21 protein-coding genes are annotated in these 19091 nt (G+C 72.3%); 12 read left to right on the forward strand and 9 right to left on the reverse strand.

Annotation, left to right across the window (positions count from 1 at the left end):
- Positions 1-12: 12 nt before the first annotated feature.
- A complete protein-coding gene (gene lpdA, locus ACWEQG_RS03375) occupies positions 13-1392 on the reverse strand; it encodes a dihydrolipoyl dehydrogenase (protein WP_363467504.1) in 1380 nt (459 codons plus the stop codon).
- 140 nt (positions 1393-1532) lie between these two features.
- Entirely contained in the window at positions 1533-3041 is a 1509-nt protein-coding gene (locus ACWEQG_RS03380) for a leucyl aminopeptidase (RefSeq protein ID WP_452281344.1), read from the reverse strand.
- A 124-nt stretch (positions 3042-3165) separates the two neighbouring features.
- Between ACWEQG_RS03380 and ACWEQG_RS03385 the strand changes: the two genes are divergently transcribed.
- The 3 genes from ACWEQG_RS03385 to ACWEQG_RS03395 are packed head-to-tail and all read left to right on the forward strand — an operon-like array spanning position 3166 to position 5626.
- Positions 3166-3597, forward strand: a complete 432-nt coding sequence (locus ACWEQG_RS03385) for a GntR family transcriptional regulator (protein ID WP_452281346.1) — start codon at positions 3166-3168, stop codon at positions 3595-3597.
- The gene (locus ACWEQG_RS03390; RefSeq protein ID WP_452281348.1) at positions 3594-4607 is read left to right on the forward strand and encodes a hypothetical protein; all 1014 of its coding nucleotides are present in this window, start codon (positions 3594-3596) and stop codon (positions 4605-4607) included. Before ACWEQG_RS03385 ends, ACWEQG_RS03390 begins: the two co-directional genes overlap by 4 nt.
- 5 nt (positions 4608-4612) lie before the next feature.
- On the forward strand, positions 4613-5626 hold the full coding sequence (locus ACWEQG_RS03395; protein ID WP_452281350.1) for a CPBP family intramembrane glutamic endopeptidase: 1014 nt from the start codon (positions 4613-4615) through the stop codon (positions 5624-5626).
- 28 nt (positions 5627-5654) lie between these two features.
- On the opposite strand, the gene ACWEQG_RS03400 is transcribed toward ACWEQG_RS03395, so the two are convergent.
- Positions 5655-6632 carry an adenosylcobinamide-GDP ribazoletransferase gene (locus ACWEQG_RS03400; protein WP_452281352.1) on the reverse strand — a complete coding sequence of 326 codons (978 nt, stop codon included), beginning with the start codon at positions 6630-6632 and terminating at the stop codon, positions 5655-5657.
- 18 nt (positions 6633-6650) lie between these two features.
- Positions 6651-7715 carry a bifunctional adenosylcobinamide kinase/adenosylcobinamide-phosphate guanylyltransferase gene (locus ACWEQG_RS03405; RefSeq protein ID WP_452281354.1) on the reverse strand — a complete coding sequence of 355 codons (1065 nt, stop codon included), beginning with the start codon at positions 7713-7715 and terminating at the stop codon, positions 6651-6653.
- 164 nt (positions 7716-7879) lie between these two features.
- Here ACWEQG_RS03405 and ACWEQG_RS03410 point away from each other — a divergent pair, with 164 nt between their 5' ends.
- A complete protein-coding gene (locus ACWEQG_RS03410) occupies positions 7880-8086 on the forward strand; it encodes a hypothetical protein (RefSeq protein ID WP_079313380.1) in 207 nt (68 codons plus the stop codon).
- 79 nt (positions 8087-8165) lie between these two features.
- On the opposite strand, the gene ACWEQG_RS03415 is transcribed toward ACWEQG_RS03410, so the two are convergent.
- Entirely contained in the window at positions 8166-9164 is a 999-nt protein-coding gene (locus ACWEQG_RS03415) for an aldo/keto reductase family protein (RefSeq protein ID WP_452281356.1), read from the reverse strand.
- 65 nt (positions 9165-9229) lie between these two features.
- Here ACWEQG_RS03415 and ACWEQG_RS03420 point away from each other — a divergent pair, with 65 nt between their 5' ends.
- The gene (locus ACWEQG_RS03420; protein ID WP_452281358.1) at positions 9230-10378 is read left to right on the forward strand and encodes a hypothetical protein; all 1149 of its coding nucleotides are present in this window, start codon (positions 9230-9232) and stop codon (positions 10376-10378) included.
- Positions 10379-10417: 39 nt separating this feature from the next.
- Here ACWEQG_RS03420 and ACWEQG_RS03425 read toward each other — a convergent pair whose 3' ends face one another.
- Entirely contained in the window at positions 10418-11053 is a 636-nt protein-coding gene (locus ACWEQG_RS03425; protein WP_452281360.1) for a DUF3043 domain-containing protein, read from the reverse strand.
- 147 nt (positions 11054-11200) lie between these two features.
- Between ACWEQG_RS03425 and ACWEQG_RS03430 the strand changes: the two genes are divergently transcribed.
- The 5 genes from ACWEQG_RS03430 to ACWEQG_RS03450 are packed head-to-tail and all read left to right on the forward strand — an operon-like array spanning position 11201 to position 14495.
- Positions 11201-12004 (forward strand): PspA/IM30 family protein, encoded by an 804-nt coding sequence (locus tag ACWEQG_RS03430; protein ID WP_363472638.1) that lies wholly within the window; start codon positions 11201-11203, stop codon positions 12002-12004.
- Positions 12001-12279, forward strand: a complete 279-nt coding sequence (gene pspAA, locus ACWEQG_RS03435; protein WP_346225732.1) for a PspA-associated protein PspAA — start codon at positions 12001-12003, stop codon at positions 12277-12279. Before ACWEQG_RS03430 ends, pspAA begins: the two co-directional genes overlap by 4 nt.
- Positions 12279-13172 carry a zinc metalloprotease HtpX gene (gene htpX / locus ACWEQG_RS03440; RefSeq protein ID WP_452281362.1) on the forward strand — a complete coding sequence of 298 codons (894 nt, stop codon included), beginning with the start codon at positions 12279-12281 and terminating at the stop codon, positions 13170-13172. The genes pspAA and htpX overlap by 1 nt, the downstream gene beginning before the upstream one ends.
- A gap of 10 nt (positions 13173-13182) precedes the next feature.
- Positions 13183-13731 carry a PspA-associated protein PspAB gene (gene pspAB, locus ACWEQG_RS03445; protein ID WP_452281364.1) on the forward strand — a complete coding sequence of 183 codons (549 nt, stop codon included), beginning with the start codon at positions 13183-13185 and terminating at the stop codon, positions 13729-13731.
- Positions 13732-13748: 17 nt separating this feature from the next.
- Complete coding sequence (locus tag ACWEQG_RS03450; protein WP_452281366.1) at positions 13749-14495, forward strand: maleylpyruvate isomerase family mycothiol-dependent enzyme; 747 nt, start codon at positions 13749-13751, stop codon at positions 14493-14495.
- Between the two features lie 94 nt (positions 14496-14589).
- Here ACWEQG_RS03450 and nadA read toward each other — a convergent pair whose 3' ends face one another.
- Positions 14590-15744 (reverse strand): quinolinate synthase NadA, encoded by a 1155-nt coding sequence (nadA, locus tag ACWEQG_RS03455; protein WP_452281368.1) that lies wholly within the window; start codon positions 15742-15744, stop codon positions 14590-14592.
- A gap of 193 nt (positions 15745-15937) precedes the next feature.
- Here nadA and erpA point away from each other — a divergent pair, with 193 nt between their 5' ends.
- Both erpA and ACWEQG_RS03465 read left to right on the forward strand, forming a co-directional pair.
- Positions 15938-16291, forward strand: a complete 354-nt coding sequence (gene erpA / locus ACWEQG_RS03460) for an iron-sulfur cluster insertion protein ErpA (protein WP_079313357.1) — start codon at positions 15938-15940, stop codon at positions 16289-16291.
- Between the two features lie 167 nt (positions 16292-16458).
- Entirely contained in the window at positions 16459-17445 is a 987-nt protein-coding gene (locus tag ACWEQG_RS03465; RefSeq protein WP_452281370.1) for a carbohydrate kinase family protein, read from the forward strand.
- Between the two features lie 24 nt (positions 17446-17469).
- On the opposite strand, the gene ACWEQG_RS03470 is transcribed toward ACWEQG_RS03465, so the two are convergent.
- Entirely contained in the window at positions 17470-17799 is a 330-nt protein-coding gene (locus ACWEQG_RS03470) for a sulfurtransferase TusA family protein (protein ID WP_452281372.1), read from the reverse strand.
- Entirely contained in the window at positions 17799-18932 is a 1134-nt protein-coding gene (locus ACWEQG_RS03475) for a cysteine desulfurase family protein (protein ID WP_452281374.1), read from the reverse strand. Before ACWEQG_RS03475 ends, ACWEQG_RS03470 begins: the two co-directional genes overlap by 1 nt.
- Positions 18933-19091 lie beyond the last annotated feature (159 nt).

Below are 19091 nucleotides of genomic sequence, written 5' to 3' on the forward strand. Positions count from 1 at the left end.
GCTAGGAGGGCTTCAGTTGTGGACGTGCAGCGGCTTGCCGGCCAGGGCCAGCATCGCCTCGCCGAGGGCCTCGGACTGGGTCGGGTGCGGGTGGATCAGCTGGGCGACGTCGGTGGCCGTGGCCTCCCAGTTGAAGATCAGCTGGGCCTCGGCGATCAGCTCGCCCACCCGGCTGCCCACCATGTGGACGCCGAGCACCCGGCCGTCGCGCTCGGCGATGACCTTGACCTCGCCCTGAGTCTGCAGGATCTTGCTCCTGCCGTTGCCCGCGAGGTTGTAGTTCAGCTCGACGACGTCGTGACCGCGCTCGCGGGCGACCGACGTGGCGATGCCCACCGACGCGACCTCGGGCTCGGAGTAGGTGATGCGCGGCACGCCGTCGTAGTCGATCGGCACCGGGTTGAGCCCGGCGATGTGCTCGGCGACCAGGATGCCCTCGGCGAAGCCGACGTGGGCGAGCTGCAGCGTGGGGATGAGGTCGCCCACGGCGTAGACGCCCGGCACGCTGGTCTGGCAGAACTCGTTGACGAGCACGTAGCCGCGCTCCATCGCGACGCCGTTCTCCTCGTAGCCGAGACCGGCCGAGACCGGGCCGCGCCCGACGGCGACGAGCATGATCTCGGCGTCGAGGGTCTTGCCGTTCTCCAGGGAGACGACGACCCCGGTGTCGGTGGTCTTGACGCTCTCGAACCTGGCGCCCAGTTCGTACTTGATCCCGCGGCGGCGGAACGCGCGCTCCAGCAGCTTGGAGCTGGACTCGTCCTCCAGCGGCAGCAGGTGCGGCAGCGCCTCGACGATCGTGACCTCGGCCCCGAACGAGCGCCACACGCTGGCGAACTCGACGCCGATGACGCCGCCGCCCAGGATGACGACCGAGGACGGGACCCGGTCGAGGACCAGCGCGTGGTCGCTGCTGATCACCTTCTCGCCGTCGATGTCCAGGCCGGGCAGCGACTTCGGCACCGAGCCGGTCGCCAGCACGACGTTGCGGCCCTCGTACACCTGGTCGCCGACCACGACGCGGTTGGGGCCGGCCAGGCGGCCCTCGCCCTCGACCACGGTGATCTTCTTGCTCTTGATGAGCCCGGCCAGGCCCTTGTAGAGGCCGCCGATCACCTTGTCCTTGTACGCGTGGACGCCCGGGACGTCGATGCCCTCCAGGCGGGTGCGGACGCCGAACGACTCGCCCTCGCGGGCCTGGTCCGCCAGCTCGGCCGCGTGCAGCAGCGCCTTGGTGGGGATGCAGCCGCGGTGCAGGCAGGTGCCCCCGACCTTGTCCTTCTCGATGAGGACGACGTTCATGCCGAGCTCGGCCGCCCGCAGGGCACAGGCGTATCCACCGCTACCGCCACCTAGGACGACGATGTCGTAGGGGCCGCTGCCATCAGCCACTGGAATGCTCCTTGGTCGTATTCACACCGCCGGAAGGACCCGGCAGCATCTTTTCACTTGTCCCGGAAGATCGTGGCCCCGGCCCGGGGGCCCGCCGCGGGCGAGCCGCGACGGGGCCGTTCCGAGGGCCGTCTCCCTGTTTAAACAGCCTGCGCGGGCGTGCCGTTCCCCGCGTAGCGCTCGGCGACCGCGACGAGCGTGCGGGTCATCGCGCCGGTGCCGCCCTTGGGGGTGTAGCCGTGCGGCTCGCCCTTGTTGAACGCCGGGCCGGCCATGTCGATGTGCGCCCACTGGACGCTCTCGGGCACGAACTCGCGCAGGAAGATGCCCGCGGCGAGCATGCTGCCCCACCGCTCGGGCTGGAGGTTGGCGATGTCGGCGACCGCGGAGTCGAGCCCCCTGCGCAGCTCGGCGGGCAGCGGCATGCCCCAGGCGCCCTCGCCCTGCTCGCCGGCGATGCGGACGACCTCCTCGCGGAGGGCGTCGTCGTTGGCCATCACGCCGGCCGTACGCCAGCCGAGCGCGACGATCTGGGCGCCGGTCAGGGTGGCGACGTCGATGATCACGTCGGGTTCGTCCTGGGCGGCGCGGGCGATGCCGTCGATCAGCACCAGACGGCCCTCGGCGTCGGTGTCGAGCACCTCGACCGTCTTGCCGCTGTAGGTGTGCAGGACGTCGGAGGGGCGCTGCGCGCTTCCCGAGGGCATGTTCTCGGCCAGGCAGAGATAGCCGACCGCGTTGACGCGCAGGCCCAGCCGGGCGATCGCGACGAGCGCGCCGAACACGGCTCCCGCGCCGCCCATGTCGGACTTCATCCAGTCCATGGAGGCGGACGGCTTGAGCGACAGGCCGCCGGAGTCGAACGTGATGCCCTTGCCGACGAAGGCGACCTTCCGGGTGGCCTCGGGGTGGCTGTAGGCGACGCGGACCAGGCGCGGCGGATTGACCGAGCCCTGGCCGACGCCGACGATTCCGCCGTAGCCGTCCTCCTTGAGCCTGACCTCGTCGAGCACCTCCACCGAGAGGCCGGCCTTGCCGCCGGTCTCCTGGGCGATCTCGGCGAAGCGCGCGGGCCACAGGTCGGACGGAGGCGTGTTCACCAGGTCGCGGACGAGGGCGACGGAGTCGGCGAGCGTCGCCGCGTGCGCGGCGGCCTCCTCGGCCCCGGCGGCGCCGGACAGGACGGCCAGCTCGCCGACCGGAGCCTTGCGGTCGCCCCCGGTACGGTACCGAGTGAAGTCGTAGGCCCCGAGCAGACCGCCCAGTGCGACGGCCTCCGCCTCCTCAGCCGTACGGGCGGGCAGGGCGAGCGCCGCGGACGCCGTCCCGGCGAGGGAGCGGACGGCCGCTCCGGCCGCGCGGCGCAGGGTTTCCAGGTCGTAGCCGTCCTCGGGCGCGTCGCCGAGGCCCACGGCGACGGCGACGGGCGCCGGCAGCGCCCCGAAGGTCGGGATCTTGACGACTTCCTCGGCCTTGCCGGTGAACCCCATCGTGGTGAGGATCTCGGCCAGTCGTCCGTCCAGGGCCTGGTCGAGGCCTTCGCCGCCCGGGGCGGGGCGTGGACCTTCCGGGGTCGTGTGGACGCCGATTATGAGAGCTCCGGTCTCGATGGAGACCGCGTCAGATGCGTTTATGCGCACTGTGGTCACGTGAGCCGATGCTAGCTGGGCTTACTCGGCTACGCATAAACGAGGGTTCATCCTACCTATCAGTAGGGTGGATGGTGCCAGTGGAAGTAGCACCATCGCGACACTTTGGGTAGATGGTGCTAATGTGACTAGCACTATGTTGCTCACGCTCGATCTCAACGATCCGCGGCCCCTGCACGAACAGGTGGCCGCCGCCGTCAGGCGCGCGATCGGGGCCGGGGACATCGCCCCGGGCGATCGGCTGCCGCCGGCCCGCGACCTGGCCCGCGCGCTGGGCGTCAACGCGAACACGGTGCTGCGCTCGCTGCGCGACCTGCGCGACGAGGGCCTGCTGGAGTTCCGCCGCGGGCGCGGCGTGTCGGTGCTGCGCAGACCGGACGGCCGCGAGGCGCTGAGGGCGCGGGTGCGAGACCTGCTCGACGAGGCCGCCGGATACGGCCTCACCGCGGACGACGTCGTCGCCCTCGTCAGGGACATCGGCGAAGACCTCGGCAACGACCCCGGCAACGACCCCGGCAAGGACTCCAGCAAGGACTCCAGCAAGGAGACGGCATGACCGATCCGTACGACAGCTCACTGACCGATGTCCGCGCGCGGCTGATGGTGGCCATCGCGGGCTGGGCCGTGCTGGTCGCCGCCGTGCTGGTGGCGGTGCCACTGGCGTTCGCGGACCGCCTCCCCGACCCGCTGGCCACCCACTGGGGGTCCTCCGAGGGGCCCGACGGCTCCATGCCGTTCACCGCCTTCATGATCCTCCTGATCGGGATGTGGGCCGTCCTCGCGGTGATCGGCCTCGGGGTCGCCGCGCGCCGCCGTAACCTGGCCCGCCGGGTGACGCGCGCCTGGTTCTGCGCCGGGCTGGCCTGGGCGGGCGGGTTCATGGTGACCACGCAGGCCGTCACGATCGCCGCCAACCTCGACCGCGGTCACTGGACCCGCGCGGAGGACGTGAGCTGGCAGGTCGCGGTGGTCCTCGCCGCGCCGATCGCGCTCGGGGCGCTGGGCTGGCTCGCGGGGCGGCCCGGCCCGGACGTCCCCGCCGCGTCGCCGGAGACCGGACCGCTGATCGACCTCGACCCCGGGAAGCGGCCGGTGTGGGTCTCCACCACCACCGCGCGCTGGGCGGCCGGGCTCGCGCTCGTCTCCCTCGCCGCCGCGGTGGTCATCGCGGGCGTGGCCGTGACCGGCCGGTTCCCCGGCGGCTGGGGCGGTGTGGTGCCGCTCGCTCTGGTGGGTGTGATCGGCACGGTGCTGTCGTCGGTCTCGGTGCGGGTCGTCCCCGAGGCGCTGACCGTGTCGGTCGGTCCGCTGCGGTGGCCCTCGCGCAGGGTGCGGCTCGAGCGCGTGGAGCGGGCGTGGGTGGAGGAGCGGTACCCGGCCCAGGTGGGCGGATGGGGCTTCCGGGGGCTTCCAGGACGGGCCACGATCATGATCCGCGGTGGCGAGTGCCTGGTCGTCCGATACGTCTCAGGCGGCGAACTGGCGATCACGGTGGACGACGCCGCCACGGGCGCCGCTCTCGTCAACGCCCTCGTCGCGCGTCGGCACTCCTCCGCGGGACGGTGATGACGGTGACGCGGCGTCACGCCGACGTCCGGCTGTTCCTCCTCGTCGCGTTCGCGGCCTCGTGGCTGATCGCGCTGCCCGTCTGGCTGGGGGCCGTCCCGTTCGGCGGGGCCGCCTTCCGGATCCTCGGCATCCTGATCATGTTCACCCCCTCCCTCGGCGTACTGGCCGTGTGGCTCACCCGGCGGCGCGGTACGACGGCGCGGCAGTGGGCGCGGGCGACCGGGCTCACGTTCGGCCCGCGGCGGGGGAGGACCGCCGCGCTCCTGGCGGCGGCCCTGATCGGCGTGCCGCTTCTCGTGGCCGTCGCCCTGCTGGTGAGCGCCGCCGCGGGCGTCGTGCGCCTCGACGTCGCCGGGCTGAGCCTCTACCGCGCGCAACTGGCCGCCGTCCTCGACCAGGTGCCGCTGGACCCGAGGGTCCTGTACGCGGTTCAGGTCGCGCAGGCCGTGCTGATCGCCCCGATCCTCAACGCGATTCCCGCGCTCGGGGAGGAGTGGGGCTGGCGGGGCTGGCTGCTGCCCCGCCTGCTCGGCGACCCGGCGGTCTCGCCCACACCGGCCACGGGGGAGTTCAGCAGTGGGGAGCCCGGCACTGCGGAGCCCGGCACTGCGGAGCCCGGCACTGTGGAAGCCGGCACCGGGGAGTGGCGGCCCGCCCGGGTGTGGCCCGCGCTGGTGCTGTCCGGTGTGATCTGGGGTCTGTGGCACGCCCCGCTCACGCTCAAGGGGTACAACTACCCGGCGCTCGGCGCCTGGGCGGCGGTGCTGTTCGTCGGCTTCTGCGTCATATTCGGGGCGCTGCTCGGCTGGGTGCGGCTGCGCTCGCGCAGCGTGTGGCCCGCGGTCGCCGCGCACGCCTCGGTGAACGCCACGACGGGCCTGGCGCTGCTCCTCGGCGACGCGGCCGCCCCGCCGAACCCGGCGCTCGCCGGGATCAGCGGGATCGTCGGCTGGGTGCTGCTCTCGGTCGTCGTCCTCGTCGTCTACCGGCTGCGTCCCGTCGCCGTACCGCGCTGACGCGCGCCTCCCCGGGAGTCCCCGGCTGTCACAGCAGCAGGACGGCGGCCAGCAGCGTCACCGTGGTGGCCGTCTCCACGAGGGCGCCGAGCACGTCGCCCGTGATGCCGCCCAGCCGCCGTACGGCCCGGCGGCGCAGCAGCGCGGCGGCCCCCAGCCCGGCGGTCATCGCCAGCAGCAGCCCGGCGGGTGCGAGCAGGTACGGGTCGACGGTCAGGTGGGACAGCAGTCCGGTGGCCCGCGGACCGGTATCGCTGATCGACCCGGCGTAGGGGCTCAGGCCGGAATAGTCGGCATAACGGCGCTCGAAGCCGGCGGGGAACAGCGCGCCGAGGTCCAGGACGAATCGGGTCCCGTCGCCGGCCGGCACGCAGAAGGCCGGTGCGCCGATCACCGCCACCAGGGCGAGCACCGCCACGACGACGGCCGATCCGAGGGTGGCCCCCATCGCGGCGCCCCGCCGTACGGTGCCGGCGACGAGCGCGCCGAGGCCGGTGGGCCGGGCCGGGGGCACGCCGGCGCGGCAGGCCCACGTGACGGCCAGCCTGCCGGTCACCGTCGCGGACACCAGCGCCACCCAGGCGACGGCGTCACCTCGCGACAGCGCGGCCACCTGGACGAGCAGGGCGATGATGGCGGTGACGACCCCGAACGGGCCGATGTCGGAGCGCTTCATCACTTCCAGCGCTCCGTCGGACGGCTTGCCGCTGCCGAGCCCGTCGGCCAGGTCCGCGAGTCCGTCGAGATGCAGGGCCCGCGTCAGCCACGCGAGCGCGCCCACCGCGAGGACGGCGCCGAGCAGCGGCGAGCCCGACAACGAACCGGTGACGACGAGCACCACGGCCCCGGCCAGGCCGAGGACCACGCCGACGAACGGCGCCAGTGCCATGGCGCGTCCCACGACGACGCGGCCGGCGTCCACCGGCCTTACGGGGAGGATCGTGAGCGTCCCGACCGCGAACCGCCAGGCCGCGCCAAGTCCGCTAGTGCGAGGTTCGTCGGACACGAGGGGAAAGCGTAGTTCTCACGCGGGCAACGGGACGACCCGTCCGGCGATCACCAGGGCGACGTCCTCGGACTCGCGGGCGAGGCCCTGGTTGAGGCGGCCGAGCGCGTCGCGGAACAGCCGTCCGGCGGGGGTGGCCGGGATCACCCCGAGGCCGACCTCGTCGCTCACCGCCACCACGCGGGCGCGGGCGCCGCGCCAGGCGGCCACCAGCGCGTCGCACCGCCGCGACACCCGGTCGAGCGCCGTGCGGTGGTCGTCCGCGGGGGTGCCGTCCGGCCAGGCGGCGCACTCGTCGAACACGGCGGCCAGCCAGGTGCCGATCCCGTCGACGAGGAACGTCCCCGAGCCGGCGGACAGGACGGCGACGAGGTCGGTGGTCTCCGCGGTGCGCCAGTGCGCCGGGCGCCGCTCCCGGTGGGCCCGTACGCGGGCCAGCCAGGCCGGGTCGTCGCCGCCGGAGGGCCCGGTGGCGACGTAGGTCACGTCGGGTTCGGCGGCCAGCCGGAGCTCGGCCTCCTCGGACTTGCCGGACCGCGACCCGCCCAGCAGCAGCGTCCTGCGTGGCAGCGCGCCACCCGGCCGTACCCTGAGCGCCGCCTCCGCGCTCGCCGTGCCGGCCGTGTCCACGACGGTCCCGTCGGGGACGGCCGTCGCGCCCCAGAAGCCGAGGCAGCGGGCCAGTTCGTCCTCGGTCGTGACACGGTGGTCGAGACGCACCGCGATGATCCGCGTCGCGGGCGTGACCCGTCCGCGCCGGCGCAGGTCGCCCAGCCGCTCCGGCCGGTCGGGCAGGTCCATGAGCACCACGTCGAAGGGCGCGTCGTCGTCCCGCGCTCCGGCGGACGGTCCCACGGAGCAGAGCAGGCGGCCGCCGTCCGGGCCGGTGACCTCGCAGCCGTCGGCGGTGTGACGGATCCGGTAGCCGCCGGGCAGGCGGGCGTCCGTGAGCCGTACGCGGCCGTCGACCACGACCGAGAAGGGGAGGCGGTGGCCGGGGGCGAGCCGGCCGCAGGACGCGCAGGGACAGCCGGGGGCGGGCCAGCCGTCCGGGCCTCCGGTTCCCTCCAGACGGACCTCCATGCCGCTCCTCTCCAGCGTCTCGGATGATCGGGCGGCCCCGACCCTAGCCGCGGCCCCAGGGGGAGGTGGAGGCCGGGGAGGAGAGGATAGGGTCCGGCTGCACGGCCTTTGTGCCGTACCGGTCCCGGCGCGGGGACGGCCAGGAGTCGAAGGAGCGGGTGCGGATGATTTGGCGGTGGCGTTACGAGGACGCGAACGGCGGCGAGGTCACGGACCGGCCGCTGCCGAGGGAGATCTTCTCCAGCCAGTCCGACGCGGAGTCGTGGCTGGGGGAGAGCTGGCGCGAGCTGCTCGAGGCCGGTGTCGAGCAGGTCACGCTCATGGAGGACGAACGGGTCGAATACTCAGGGATGTCCCTGCGCGCCGAGTGAGCCGGGCGGGGCCGGGACCGCGACGGGCGCGGTCCCGGCCCCGGCTACGACACCGCCCCGGTGGGACGGGAGCCGGATATCAGGGACGCGCGGACGGGCTGACGGTCTTGGCCGGGTCGCGCTCGACGACCGTCCCGAGCACGTCGTCGATCTTCTTGAGCACCTCGGCGTCGAGCTTCACGCCCGAGGCCTTCACGTTGTCGCGCACCTGCTCGGGCCTGGTGGCCCCGACGATGGCCGACGACACGTTGGGGTTCTGCAGCACCCACGCCACGGCGAGCTGGGCCATCGTCAGCCCGAGGTCGGCCGCGATCGGCTTGAGGTCCTGCACCCGGCGCAGCACGTCGTCCTCCAGCAGCCGGCTGATGAAGCCCGAGCCGCTGGGGTCGGTGGCGCGGGACCCGGCCGGCGGCGGCTGGCCGGGCAGGTACTTGCCGGTCAGCACGCCCTGCGCGATGGGCGACCACACGATCTGGCCCAGCCCCTCCTTCTCGCACAGCGGCACGACCTCGGACTCGATGACCCGCCACAGCATCGAGTACTGCGGCTGGTTCGACACCAGCCGGTCGAACCCCATCTCGTCGGCGATCTTCAGTGCCCGCGCGATCTGGTCGGCGGTCCACTCGCTGACGCCGACGTACAGGACCTTGCCCTGCCGTACGAGGTCGTCGAAGGCGCGCAGGGTCTCCTCGAGGGGGGTCTCGAAGTCGAAGCGGTGCGCCTGGTAGAGGTCGACGTAGTCGGTCTGCAGGCGGCGCAGCGAGCCGTTGATCGACTCCATGATGTGCTTGCGGGACAGTCCGCGGTCGTTCCTGCCCTCGCCGGTGGGCCAGTAGACCTTGGTGAAGATCTCAAGCGACTCGCGGCGGAGGCCCTTGAGGGCCCGGCCGAGCACCTCCTCCGCCCTTGTCCCGGCGTAGACGTCGGCGGTGTCGAAGGTGGTGACACCCTCGTCGAGGGCCGCGCGCACGCACTCGACGGCGGCGTCCTCCTCCACCTGGGACCCGTGCGTGATCCAGTTGCCGTAGCTGATCTCGCTGACCATGAGGCCACTGCGGCCAAGATGACGGTATTCCATGGTTCTGACCCTAGGTCATCCCGCCGGGACAGCCCTCCTAAGTGGTTCGCGGTAAGGTGCCCGGCGTGCGCCGGTTGATCGTCTCTCGCCCTGTACGACTGGCTCTGGCCGTCGCGCTGGTCGCCGGCGTCGCCGCCGGGCTGGTAGTCGCCGCACGCCGCCGCCGTGCCGCCGTGCCGGTGCCGCCTGGTCCGCGTCCGGCCCCGTGGCGGGACGCCGCGGCCCCCGCCAGGAGCGGCCCCGAGCCGGTGCTCGGGTGGCCCACGGCGGACGACCTCGCGAGGTACGCCCGGCCGGAGGGCGGCGCGCCGATCGCCCGTCTCCTCTCCGGGCTTCCCCGGATCGGGCGGCCGCGCGGGACGAAGGCGCGCCGCTGGACGGCCGCGCTCGTCGCGCTCGGCCTGCTCGCGCTCGGAGCGCAGGCGCTCGACAGCGCGGTGTTCGGCCCGGAGCGCGGATCGTCCGGCTGGACGGCGTACGCGGGCGAAGACGTCGAACCTTGTCTCGAGGAAGGTTGCCCGGCGGCCGGGAACCACATGCCACCCGGCTACCGTCCCTGTCCCGCGTCCGGCTGCGGCGTGGCGGGGGAGCCGGTGCCGTCCGCCGATCCCGTCGCCGACGTACCCGTGGCGGAGCCGCCGCCGTCCCTCGACGCCGCGTGCGCGCTCAGGCGGACGGGCGGCACCACCCCGGTCGTACGGCCGATCTCCCGCCGGGTGACGGCCGCCGTGAACCGCCAGTGGCGGCGGATGGAGAAGTGGCTGAAGGCGCACGCGCCGAAGACGTACGCCTCGCTGAACAAACCGGCCGGCCCCCGGCTGGTGGCCAAGGCGGAGGCGCGGCTCGGGAGGCCCATCCCCGACTCGCTGCGGGCCTCGCTGCTGCGCCACGACGGCGCACGCGGGCCGGCGGCGTTCCGGCTCCCGTCGAACCACGCGCTCATGGGTGCGCGCGGACTGGTCGCGTCCTGGCCGGAGGCGTGCGCGATGGGCGGCGGCATCCCCCTCGCCTACGACCCCGATTCCGGCGGCTACCTCGTGACGAGCTCCGCCACCGGCGGCGTGGGCTTCGCCGACTGGGAGCTGCCGTATTTCGAGGACGAGTGGTCGTCGTACTACGCGCTGCTCAAGAGCACGGCGGACGCCCTCGCCGGCAGCCGTGCCGTGGACGGGTCGGTCCCGGTGGTGCGCGAGGGCGTCCTGGGGTGGGACTGAGAGTCCCGGGTCACACGCGGGTCACGCGCGCCACGAGGGTCACTTCTTCGCGCCGGCCGTGTCCTTGACGGCGACCGGGATGCCGCCGGGCAGGACCGTGGGCTTGGGGAAGCGAAGGCGGCGCATCTGGGACGAGCGCATCGCCGCGTAGAAGCCCACGCCCTTGAGGTCCTCGCCCGGGAACTTCGCCGCCGCCGCCTTCTTCACCTTGCTGGCCACGTAGAACGAGCTCGCGAGCACGAGCACCATCACGATCGGCAGGGACAGCGTGTAGACCGTGAGGACGGCCGAGCGGATCGGGATCGGGAACTGCACCATCGACAGCAGCATGATGACGAACACGACGGGCAGGAAGTACTGCCCGGGCAGCCGCCGCGCGTCCACCCAGTCGCGGGCGAACTTGCGCACCGGGCCACGGTCGCGCGCGGGGAGCGCCCGCTCATCGCCGCGCAGCATGGCCTCGCGCTGCTTGGCGCGCAGTGCCTTATCGCGCTCGCGCGCCAGGCGGTAGGCCTCCTTGCGGTTGGCCGGAGCGGTCACCGGGGAGCGGCGGCGGCCCTGCGCCTCGCTCCGCTTCGGGGTGGGACGGCCCTTCCCCGGGGTGCCGTGGGGCTTAGGATCCTCTACAGGGACGGGGGAGTCCTCCGCTGAGGTCTGAGTGCGACGTCGGAACACGTCGCCCAGCCTACCGGGAGTGCAACTTAGTGACGCCCTCGCGCGTTATGCGTAGGGTGAACCCAGGCGGCTATGCCGCCTGACAAGGGGCTTGAGACGGCTGGGATCACCCACGCACAACCTTGGAGAAGGGGACGGCCGACGCGCATGAGCGTGATGAAGAGACTTTCCATGATCTTCAAGTCCAAGGCCAACAAGGCCCTGGACAAAATGGAGGATCCGCGGGAGACGCTGGACTATTCCTATCAGCGCCAGCTCGAGTTGCTGCAGAAGGTCCGCCGTGGCGTGGCAGACGTGGCCACCAGCCGCAAGCGGGTGGAGCTGCAGATCAACCAGCTGGAAGGGCAGGCCGCCAAGCTGGAGAACCAGAGCAGGCAGGCCCTGTCGGCCGGGCGCGAGGACCTGGCCCGCGAGGCGCTGACCCGCCGCAACGGCCTCAACGCCCAGATCGCCGACCTGCGTATCCAATACAGCAACCTCCAGGGCGAGGAGGAGAAGCTCACCCTCGCCAGCCAGCGGCTGCAGGCCAAGGTGGACTCCTTCCGTACGAAGAAGGAGACCATCAAGGCCACCTACACGGCGGCCGAGGCCCAGACGCGGATCAACGAGGCGTTCTCCGGAATCTCCGAGGAGATGGGCGACGTCGGCCTGGCGATCCAGCGGGCGGAGGACAAGACGGCGCAGATGCAGGCGCGCGCCGGCGCGATCGACGAGCTGCTGGCCAGCGGCGCGCTGGACGACTTCACCGGGCAGCGTGACGACATCCAGGCCGAGCTCGACCGCATGGGCGCGGGCTCGGACGTGGAGCTGGAGCTCGCCAAGATGAAGGCCGAGCTCGGCCAGGGCCCGGCGCCCCGGAGCGCCATCGAGCCCGGCCAGCAGGGTCAGGCGGCCCCGTCCAGCCAGCAGCAGCACACGCAGCAGCTGCGCCAGCCGGGGGAGGGACTGTGATCGTCAGAATCATGGGTGAGGGACAGGTCGAGATCGGCGCCGCCGACATCGACGTCCTGAACGAGCTCGACAGCGAGCTGGAAGCCGCGATCGAGTCGGGCGACGAGAACGATTTCCGGACGAAGCTCCACGCTTTGCTCGACAAGGTGCGTCACGTGGGCAAGGCCCTGCCGGACGACTCGCTGGAGCCGTCCGAGCTGATCCTGCCGCCGGCCGACGCCTCGATCGAGGAAGTGCGGGAGATGCTCGGGGACACCGGGCTCATTCCCGGCTGATGTCCTCCACGCGGTTCGCCCCTGATCGCGGCCTCACCGTCCGGATGACCGTGACGATGTTCCTGCTCGGGCTGCTCTACGTCGCGTTCGTGGCCGTCCTGGTCGCGGCGGGCGTACGCGCGGTCACCGTGCTCGTGATCGCCGGGGCTCTCCTGCTGGCGCAGTACTTCCTGTCCGACAAGATCGCGCTGTTCGCGATGCACGGGCGGGAGGTCTCGCCGCAGGAGGCCCCCGAGCTGCACGGGATCATCGACCGGCTGAGCGCGATGGCGGGAATGCCGAAGCCGCGGGTGGCGATCGCGGACTCGGACATCCCGAACGCGTTCGCCACGGGGCGCGACCGGAAGAACTCGGTGGTCTGCGTGACCACCGGCATCCTGCGCAGGCTCGACGCGCGGGAGCTCGAAGGGGTGCTGGCCCACGAGATGTCCCACGTGGCCCACCGGGACGTGGCGGTGATGACGATCGCCTCGTTCCTGGGGGTCGTGGCCGGCCTGATGACGCGCTTCGCGCTCTACACGGGCCTGGGCGGCCGGCGCAACGACAACGGCCCCCCGATCGGGCTGATCATCTTCGCGGTCTCCGGCCTGGTCTACGCCGTCAGCTTCCTGCTGACGCGGGCGCTGTCGCGCTACCGCGAACTGGCCGCGGACCGCGCGGGCGCGCTGCTGACGCAGCAGCCGAGCGCCCTGGCCAGCGCCCTGGTGAAGATCAGCGGCGACATCGGCAGGATCCCGACGAGGGACCTGCGCGAGGCGCAGCCGTTCAACGCCTTCTTCTTCGCGCCGGCCATCTCGGGCCAGAGCGTCGCCTCGCTGCTGTCGACTCACCCGCCGCTTGAGCGCCGGCTGGAGCAGTTGTCCAGGATCTCCGCGGCGCTGGGCCGCGGATGAGGGGGCGCTGATGGGCTGGTTCGACGCGCTGCTCGGCCGGTCCAAGCCCGCCAGGCCCGACCTGGACGCGTTGTTCGCGCTGCCGTCCGCCGCCGTCACGCTGCAGGCTGCCACGGGCTTCGCCCCGGCGGGCGCCGGGTCGGTGTGCTTCCGCGCCGCCGAGGGCGGCGCCTTCGCCCGGCTCGAACAGGACGTCCAGGCCCTGATGGGCAAGGTGGATGTCGTGCGGGACTCCTACGGCTACACCTGGCTGCAGGTGCGCAACCCCGACGTGGCCGGGCTCGTGACCGACCTGCACGCCGCCAACTCGTCCCTGGAGTCGGCCGGGTTCGGCCCCTCGCTGCTGTGCTCGCTCGTCGCGTTCGCCGATCCCTCCGGAAGGCGGCTCGCGATCGTCTACCTCTACAAGCGCGGCACGTTCTACCCCTTCGTCCCTGCCGGCGAACCGCGCCGCGACAACGCGCTGGAACTGCAGGTGCGCGGTGTCCTGGAGCGCGAGCTCAAGATCGAACCCGATCTGGCGAGCTGGTTCCCCGTCTGGGGCGCCCCCGGCCTCTGACCGTTCCAGGAGCCTTCATGACCGAGTGGACCCACCTGCGGTACACCGAGGCGGCGGCCGCGGAGATCGGCCGCATGGCCGGCGCCGTACGGGGCCGGGACGGCGCCACCCCTGTCCCGACCTGTCCCGGCTGGGATCTGCGCGCCCTGACCGAGCACACGGGGGCCATCCACCGGTGGGCGGCCGCGATGGTGCGCGACGCCGCGCCGCGCCGGTACGACCGCGAGGCCATGGACCACGGCTTCCCCGAGGACTTCGCCGAGGCCGCCGGCTGGCTGGAGGCGGGAGGCGTCCTGCTCACCGAGGCGCTGAAGAGCCGCGACCCGGACACGGAGATGTGGGGATGGGCGGAGGATCGGCGCGCCCGGTTCTGGTCCCGCCGCCAGCTCCACGAGACCGTCGTCCACCGCGCGGACGCCGAGATCGCTCTCGGCATCACACCCCGTATCGACGAGGACGTCGCGGCCGACGGCGTGGAGGAGTTCTTCGCCGTCCTCCCGTACGCCCGGTGGCGGCCGCAGGTCGCCGAGCTCAGGAGCGACGGAGAGGCGATCTCCTGGCGGACCGGAACCGGTCTCGCCTGGCTCGTGCGGCTCACTCACAAGGGGTTCACCTGCGAGAGGTCCGAGGAGGCCGCGGACGTCACCGTACGCGTGCCGACGGCCGGGGACCTGATGCTGACGCTGTGGAACCGGCGCGAGCCCGACGCGGTCCACGGTGACGACGAGCTGCTGCGCTTCTGGCGCGAGCGCGCGCGGATCTGAGCCGGGACCCGGAGCCGGGACCGGAAGCGGGGATCCGAAGACGCGAACGCCCCCGGAGCACGGCTCCGGGGGCGCCCACGTCCTACGCGCGTGGTTACGGCAGGGCGAGCATGCGGTCGAGGGCGACCTTGGCCCAGTGGGTGGTGTCCTCGTCGACCGTGATCCGGTTGACGACCTCGCCGTCGGCCAGCGACTCCAGCGCCCAGACCAGGTGCGGCAGGTCGATCCGGTTCATGGTGGAGCAGTAGCAGACGGTCTTGTCGAGGAAAGTGATCGTCTTGTCCGGGAACCGGTCGGCCAGGCGGCGCACCAGGTTCAGCTCGGTGCCGACCGCCCAGGACGACCCGGCCGGGGCCTCCTCCAGCTTCCGGATGATGTACTCGGTCGACCCGACGAAGTCCGCCTTGGTCACGACCTCGTGGCGGCACTCTGGGTGGACGAGCACGTTCACCCCGGGGATGCGGGCCCGCACGTCGTCCACGCACGCCGCGGAGAAGCGCCCGTGGACCGAGCAGTGCCCCTTCCACAGGATCATCTTCGCGTTCTCCAGCTGCTCCCGGGTGAGGCCGCCGTTCGGGCGGTGCGGGTTGTAGACCACGCAGTCGTCCAGGGACAGCCCCATCTCCAGCACCGCGGTGTTGCGGCCCAGGTGCTGGTCGGGCAGGAACAGCACCTTCTCGCCCTGCTCGAAGGCCCAGGTCAGGGCGCGCCGGGCGTTGGAGGAGGTGCACACGGCGCCGCCGTGGCGTCCGCAGAACGCCTTGATGTCCGCGCTGGAGTTCATGTAGGTGATCGGCACCACCCGGTCGGCGATGCCGGCGTCCTCCAGGGCGTCCCAGCAGTCCTCGACCTGGGTGAAGGTCGCCATGTCGGCCATCGAGCAGCCGGCGGCCAGATCGGGGAGCACGACCTTCTGCGTGTCGCTGGTCAGGATGTCGGCCGACTCGGCCATGAAGTGGACGCCGCAGAACACGATGTACTCCGCCTCGGGCCGGGCGGCGGCCTCGCGGGCCAGCTTGAACGAGTCACCGGTCACGTCGGCGAACTGGATGACCTCGTCACGCTGGTAGTGGTGACCGAGCACGAACAGCCGGTCGCCCAGCCGCTCCTTGGCCACGCGTGCGCGCTCCACGAGCGTCGGATCGGACGCGGGAGGCAGCTCGCCCGGACAGTCGACGCCGCGTTCGCTGTGCGGGTCGGTGCCCTGGCCGAGGATGAAGAGCGGAAGGCCGGTCTCGGTGATCGTCACGACCACACCCCCTCGGGGACTTATCGTCTAACTGACGACTAATCATTACACATGGCATCGGCTGGTTCGTCGCGGGTCGCCGGTGGGGCACTGGAATGTGTAGGGCTTCACGGGTGTTGGTAGCGTCTAGGTAGGACGTCAGAACCAATCGACCGCCCCGATGGGCGGTTGGCGCAGACGCGGGAGTCAGCACATGACGGTTGAGAGCAGCGAGACCACTCAGCAGGGCCTGATCCTGACTGACGCGGCCGCCGCCAAGGTCAAGAGCCTGCTCGAGCAGCAGGGCGAGGAAGGGCTGCAGCTTCGGGTGGCCGTCCAGCCGGGTGGCTGTTCCGGCCTGCGTTACCAGCTCTTCTTCGACGACCGGTCGATGGACGGTGACGTGGTCTCCACCTTCGGCGGCGTGAACGTCGTCACCGACCGGATGAGCGCGCCGTACCTCATCGGGGCCACGGTCGACTTCGTGGACACCATCGAGAAGCAGGGCTTCACCATCGACAACCCCAACGCGACGGGGTCGTGCGCCTGCGGCGACTCGTTCAACTGACGGCGAGCGCGCGCCCGGCCGCGGGCGACGGATGATGCGTCGAGCGCCCCGCACGGATTCCTCCGTGCGGGGCGTCGTCACGTCACGAGACGGTACGCTCAGTAGGTTCGGCGGGATTCATCCCGGCCCCCCGTCTTCCTGATGCTGACAACGAGGAGAATGACCCCGTGCGCATCGCCGTCACCGGCTCCATCGCCACCGACCATCTGATGACGTTCCCCGGCCGCTTCGGCGACCAGCTCATCGCCGAGCAGCTCGACCGGGTGTCGTTGTCGTTCCTCGTCGACGATCTGCAGATCCGCCGTGGCGGATGCGCGGCCAACATCGCCTTCGGCATGGGCTGCCTCGGGCTCACCCCGATCCTGATCGGCGCCGTGGGCACGGACTTCGCCGACTACCGCTCCTGGCTGGAGCGCCACGGCGTCGACTGCGAGTCGGTCCACGTGTCGGAGCTGCACCACACCGCGCGCTTCCTGTGCACTACGGACGAGGACCACAACCAGATCGCCTCGTTCTACACCGGCGCGATGGCGGAGGCGAGGGAGATCGAGCTGGGCCCGATCGCCGAGCGTCTCGGCGGGCTCGATTTGGTCCTCATCAGCCCCAACGACCCGGCGGCGATGGTGCGGCACACCGACGAGGCGCGCCAGCGGGGCATCCCGTTCGCCGCGGACCCGTCGCAGCAGCTCGCCCGCATGCCCGGCGAGGAGATCCGCCAGCTCGTCGAGGGTGCGGCGTACCTGTTCAGCAACGACTACGAGCTCGGTCTGATCGCGCAGAAGACCGGCTGGTCGGACGAGGAGATCCTGGACCGGGTCGGCGTACGGGTGACGACCCTCGGCCCCAAGGGCGCCAGGATCGACCGGAAGGGCGAGCCGTCGCTGCACATCCCGCCGGCGCCCGAGCTGGGCAAGGCCGACCCGACCGGCGTCGGGGACGCCTTCCGTGCCGGGTTCCTGTCCGGGCTCGCCTGGGGCCTGTCCCTGGAGCGCTGCGGACAGCTCGGCAACCTCACCGCGACGCACGTGCTGGAGCGGGTCGGCTGCCAGGAGTACGAGCTCGGCCAGCGGGTCTTCCTGGAGCGGTTCGCCGGCGCCTACGGGCCCGACGCGGCCGCCGAGGTGGCCGGGCACGTCCGCTGCCACCACGCCTGAGGCCGCCGAATCGTCAGGCGCGGCTCAGTAGTTGCGGCGCACGTGGATGGACCAGCCGCCCTGGGGCAGCTCGTAGCTCCCCACGTGCTCGTGTGACTTCAACCGGCACCAGGCCGGGACGTCGGTGAACGCGGCGGGGTCGTCGGCCAGTACGGCGACCACGCCGCCCGTCGCCACCTGGTTGATCCGCTCGGCCAGCATGATGATCGGGATCGGGCACTTGCGGCCCAGCGCGTCGATCGTCAGCGCGGGCGGTTCCGCCGGCCGGGCGGGCGCGGCGGGCTCGGCCCGCTCCGCCGCCCTGGCCGCCTCGGGAGACCGCCGGGCGCCGCCGCCCGTCCGTCTGCGCCACATCAGTGCACCCCCAAGCTCGACCGGATCCGCCGCACGATGTCCGGGAGCACCGCGAGGAAACGATCGATGTCGTCCTCGGACACGCCACGGGGCAGCGATACCCGCACATTTCCATGCGTAAGCACGCCCATGGCCTCCAGAACGTGCGATGGACGAAGCGTACTCGCCGTGCAGGAGCTTCCGGACGAGACGGCGAAACCGGCCTTGTCGAGCTCGGTCAGCAGCGCCTCGCCCTCGACGTACAGGCAGGAGAACGTCACGATGTGCGGCAGCCGCAGGACCGGCGCGCCGACGACCTCGACGTCGGGCACCAGGAGGGGCACCTCGGCGCGGATCCGGTCGACCAGGGCCGACAGCCGCCTGTTCTCCGCCTCCGCCTCCTCGGCCCGCGCGCGCAGCGCCGCGGCGGCTGCCACGATCGCCGGCACGTTCTCGAACCCCGGCACGCGCCGCCGCTCCCGCTCGTCCTCCGGCAGCGGCGAGCGCCAGCGCACGCCCTTGCGCACCGCCAGCACGCCCACCCCCGCCGGGCCGCCCCACTTGTGCGCGCTCGCGGTGAGGACCGACCAGCCCTCGGGGAGCGGCAGGCGCCCAGCGGACTGGGCGGCGTCGACCAGCAGCGGCACGCCCGCCTCCCGGCAGGCCCGCGCCGCCTCCTCGACCGGCTGGAGCGTCCCGACCTCGTGGTTGGCGGTCTGCAGGCACGCCAGGGCCGTGCCGGGCCGCGCGACGGCCTCGGCGAACGCGCCCGCGTCCACCCGGCCCGTACGGCTCACGCCCACGAGCTCCACCTCGCCGCCCGCGCGCTCGTGGACCTCGCCCGCGTGCAGGACACTGGAGTGCTCGACGGCGCCCGCCACCAGGCGCGTCCCGGCCCGCCGGCGGCCGGCCAGCGTGCCGAGCACCCCGAGGTGGACTGCCTGCGTCCCCGACGAGGTGAACGACACCTCGTCGGGCCGGGCGCCGATCAGTTCGGCTACCTCCGCCCTCGCGCGCTCCAGTAACATCTGGGCGCGGCGCGCCGTGCCGTACAGGCGGGCGGGATCGGCCCAACCGGCGTCGATCGCCGCCAGCAGGGCGTCACGGGCCGCGGGATGGAGAGGTTCGGTCGAAGCCGCGTCCAGGTAGGCCACAGTTGAGACATTAACGGGGGCTGGTCAGGGGGGCGGCGCCGGTCCGCGCTAATGTGTCCCCCAGCGTGAACTCAGCTAAGTAAAGGGCAGACCGGCCGGAAGGTTGGTGCCGGTCTCACCTAAGGGTCAATTGGAAAAACCGCCCAGGAGAGGAACTCT

This window comes from Microbispora sp. NPDC004025 (assembly GCF_053604425.1).